At 71.5% G+C, this 3,833-nt stretch carries 5 protein-coding genes; 2 read left to right on the top strand and 3 right to left on the bottom strand.

Going from position 1 to position 3,833, the window contains the following annotated elements:
* Nucleotides 1–107 precede the first annotated feature (107 nt).
* Complete coding sequence (gene phoU, locus NQ160_RS20250; protein ID WP_257516904.1) at nucleotides 108–788, top strand: phosphate signaling complex protein PhoU; 681 nt, start codon at nucleotides 108–110, stop codon at nucleotides 786–788.
* Nucleotides 789–849: 61 nt separating this feature from the next.
* Here phoU and NQ160_RS20245 read toward each other — a convergent pair whose 3' ends face one another.
* Nucleotides 850–1,599 carry a phosphoglyceromutase gene (locus NQ160_RS20245; RefSeq protein ID WP_257516903.1) on the bottom strand — a complete coding sequence of 250 codons (750 nt, stop codon included), beginning with the start codon at nucleotides 1,597–1,599 and terminating at the stop codon, nucleotides 850–852.
* A 51-nt stretch (nucleotides 1,600–1,650) separates the two neighbouring features.
* Here NQ160_RS20245 and NQ160_RS20240 point away from each other — a divergent pair, with 51 nt between their 5' ends.
* A complete protein-coding gene (locus NQ160_RS20240) occupies nucleotides 1,651–2,466 on the top strand; it encodes a class I SAM-dependent methyltransferase (protein WP_257516902.1) in 816 nt (271 codons plus the stop codon).
* Nucleotides 2,467–2,529: 63 nt separating this feature from the next.
* On the opposite strand, the gene ygfZ is transcribed toward NQ160_RS20240, so the two are convergent.
* Both ygfZ and NQ160_RS20230 read right to left on the bottom strand, forming a co-directional pair.
* Nucleotides 2,530–3,615 carry a CAF17-like 4Fe-4S cluster assembly/insertion protein YgfZ gene (gene ygfZ, locus NQ160_RS20235; protein WP_257516901.1) on the bottom strand — a complete coding sequence of 362 codons (1,086 nt, stop codon included), beginning with the start codon at nucleotides 3,613–3,615 and terminating at the stop codon, nucleotides 2,530–2,532.
* Nucleotides 3,615–3,833 (bottom strand): heme-binding beta-barrel domain-containing protein (locus NQ160_RS20230; RefSeq protein WP_257516900.1); only part of this gene is annotated, 219 nt, incomplete at its 5' end. The genes NQ160_RS20230 and ygfZ, both read right to left, overlap by 1 nt.

Here is a 3,833-nt window from a genome sequence, read left to right as displayed (position 1 = left end):
GCGGCACTGTTCGTTAACCTTTGCCGACCAGAATCGCCGAGCTTGCGAATCACGCCGAGCCGCGAGGACGAAGCGGTGCTGTGCCCCGCGAAAAGGAAGGTGCCCCCATGCGCGAAGTGTTCCACCAGTCCCTTGAGGACGTGCAGGGACGTCTGGTTGAGATCGCCGAGCTCGTCACGGTCGCGATCGAGAAGGCCACCCGCGCCTTCGGGACGAGCGACGTGGCACTGGCCGAAGAGGTCATCGAGGCCGACCAGGTCATCGACGACAAGGCGATCGAACTCGACGAGCTCGCCATCCAGATCCTCGCCCGTCAGCAGCCTGTCGCGCGCGACCTGCGCATCGTGGTTGCTGCGCTGCGCGTGTCGGCCTCGCTCGAGCGCATGGGTGACATCGCCGAGCACATCGCTCAGCTCACCCGCATGCGCTTCCCTGAGCGCGCGATCCCGCGTGGCCTCAAGAACACGTTCACCAAGATGGGCGAGCTCGACGTGCAGGTGGCGCGCCTGCTGACCGAGCTGCTGCGCACCGAGGACCTGTCGCTGGTCGAGCAGATCCGCATCGCCGAGGACAAGCTCGATGACCTGCACATCTCGGTCTTCGAGAAGGTGCTCGGCGACAACTGGCAGGGCGAGGCTGCGGCGACGGTGGATGCCACGCTCGCGAGCCGCTACCACGAGCGTTTCGCCGACCACGCCGAGTCGGTGGCCAAGAAGGTGCTCTACCTCGCCACCGGCGACTGGGCGGCCGACCCCGAGATGCTGCTGCGCGCCCAGCAGAACGTCTGACCCGCACACGCGAAGAGGGGCGGATGCCAGTGGCATCCGCCCCTCTCTCGTGCGTGACGCGTTACTTCTTGCCCTGCGCGGCCACGGCGGCAGCTCCCGCAGCGGCGGCCTCGGGGTCGAGGTACCGTCCGGGCTCCAGCGGCATCATGTCTGCACCGAGGCGGTAGACGAGCGGAATGCCGGTGGGGATGTTCAGCTGCGCGATGTCGTCATCGCTGATGCCTTCGAGGTGCTTCACGAGACCCCGCAGCGAGTTGCCGTGAGCGGTGACGAGCACCGTCTTGCCGGCCTGCAGGTCGGGGATGATGTCGTTCTGCCAGTACGGCAGCATGCGATCGATCACGAGCTTCAGCGACTCGGTGGCGGGAATCTCGCCGTCGATGCCGACGTAGCGCGGGTCGCCGACCTGGCTGTACTCGTCGTCGGCGGCCAGGGGCGGCGGCGGCACGTCGAACGAACGGCGCCAGAGCATGAACTGCTCCTGGCCGAACTCTGCCAGCGTCTGCGCCTTGTCCTTGCCCTGCAGCGCGCCGTAGTGACGCTCGTTCAGGCGCCACGACCGCTTCACCGGAATCCACAGTCGGTCGGCGGAATCGAGGGCGATGTTCGCGGTCTGGATCGCGCGGCTGAGCACAGAGGTGTGCAGGATGTCAGGCAGCACGTCTGCCTCGGCCATCAGCCGGCCGCCGCGCTCGGCCTCGGCCTTGCCCTGCTCGGTCAGGCGGACATCGACCCACCCGGTGAAGAGGTTCAGCTCGTTCCACTCGCTCTGGCCGTGGCGGAGGAGGATCAGTGTGTGCGACTCACTCATGCTTCGATCCTACTCGGCGGGCCCCCAGCGCACCGCTGACATGATTGACGTATGACGCCCTCCCCGATAGGGCAGATCACGCGCGGCACGACGAACACCAATCGGCTGCGTCGTGTCGACCGCTGGCTCGCCCGTCACCCTGCGCTGCGCGCAGCCTCCGCCGACCCCCTCGTGATCGACCTCGGATACGGCGCGAGCGGCGTGACCGCATTCGAGCTCGAGGCGCGGCTGCGCACCGCCCGGCCCGACGTCGAGGTGCTGGGACTCGAGATCGACCCGGCGCGTGTCGCGAGGGCCAACGCCCAGCTCGCCGAGGTGCGCCAGGGCGACACCACCTTCTCGCCCGACGCACGGGTGTCGTTCGCCCGCGGCGGCTTCGAGGTGCCGGCGCCGCGGGCCCCCTCGGTCGTGCGGGCGTTCAACGTGCTGCGCCAGTACGACGAAGAAGACGTCCCCGCCGCGTGGCAGCGGATGTCGGCGCGACTGACCCCCGGCGGCATCCTCGTCGAAGGCACCTGCGACGAGATCGGCCGGGTCTCGACGTGGGTCGAGGTCGGGGCGGATGCCGCGCCGCGCTCACTCAGTCTGTCGCTGCGGCTGAGCGCGCTGCAGACGCCCTCGATCGCGGCCGAGCGCCTGCCGAAGGCGCTCATCCACCGCAACGTCCCGGGCGAGCGTGTCTACGACTTCGTGCGCGCCCTCGACGGACAGTGGCATCAGGCCGCGGTCGTCTCGCCGTTCGGCCCCGTGCACCGGTGGCGCACCGCGATGCAGGGCATGGTCGATGCCGGCTGGCCACTGAGCGCGCCCGCGCGGTGGCGGCTGGGCGAGGTCACGGTGCCCTGGAGCGCGGTCGCGCCCCGCTGACGGCAGCGGCCGGTGGTCGCGACCGCCGGGGCGGGGTCCACGTCGGCTTGAGCGCCCGGGTGTTCAGCGTCGGCGCGAGAGCCGGGGCAGTCGGGGGATCGACGCGGTGGCGCCGGCGTCGGGCGGCACGATGGTCTCCTGCGCGGCCGCCACGGGGTCGCCATCGGTGTCGACCGTCAGCGTGGCATCCACCGGCACCGAGCGCTTCACGAACGCCAGCGCGATCGGGCCCTCTTCGAAGTGGCGCGCCACCGAGGTGACCTCGCCGACGGCGTCGCCGTCGCGGCGCACGGCCGCGCCGACCTCGGGCAGCAGGGCGTCGCTGCCGTCGAGCTGCAGGGCGACCAGGCGCCGGGGCGGGTGTCCCAGGTTGTGCACCTTGGCGACGGTCTCCTGCCCGCGGTAGCAGCCCTTGTCGAGATGCACGGCGGTGCGCATCCAGTCCGCCTCGTGCGGCAGCGTGCGCTCCCCCGCCTCGTTCGCGGCGCGCGGGCGCCACGCGGCGATGCGCAGGGCGTCGGCGGCCAGGGTGCCCGCCAGCGCCAGTTTCCCGTCCTTCGCCGCCTGAGCCAGGCGATCGAGCACCGCGCGCGGCACGACGGCCTCGCTCCAGTCGCGTTCGGCGCCGGGGTGCGGATCGGCCGGCGCGTATCCCCAGCCTCCGGCGGCGACGCCGGGCCAGGGGTCCGACCACACCGCGACGGCGTCGGGAACCTCGCGCTCGACCGCGGCGGCCGTGCCGCCGACGACGGCGACCTCGTCCGACGCGTCGCGCGGGGCGACCCGCAGCCGGAAGCGCATGCGGGTGAGCCAGGCCAGCAGGCCCGCCGCATCGGCGCGGTCGACGATGAGCCAGGTGGTCTCGCCGTCGTCGATGACGGATGCCGCGTGTTCGACGTGACCTTGCGGGTCGAGGATGAGCAGCTCGGTGCTCTCGCCGGCGGCGAGGCCCGTGAGCGCCTGGGAGGACAGCGAATCCAGCCACGACAGGCGGTCCTCGCCGGTGACGGCCAGCACGGCGCGGTCGCCCAGCGGTGCGAGGGCGTTGCCGGCGGCGAGCGCGCGCTGTTCGGTGGCGGGGGTGCCGAGGTGCAGCAGCCTGCCGTCGTCGACGACGGCGGCAGGCACCGAGAGGAATGGGTCGGTCATCACTGCACCCGCGCCAGGCGGGCCGACGCGTGCGAGGCCAGCGGCGAGCCGAGGGCGGCGATGTCCCACGCCCACAGCAGGTGGTTGTCGACGAGGCCGTACATGCGGGTCGCGGCGGCGTAGGGCTTGGTGGATGCCGAGCGCATCACGGCATCCGTCGCGATGTCGATGCGGGGGCCGCGCACCTGTCCCATGTACAACTCGCTGACGCCGTCGGC

Source organism: Microbacterium sp. zg.Y909 (assembly GCF_024626565.1).
This window is presented reverse-complemented; position numbering and strand designations above follow the sequence as displayed.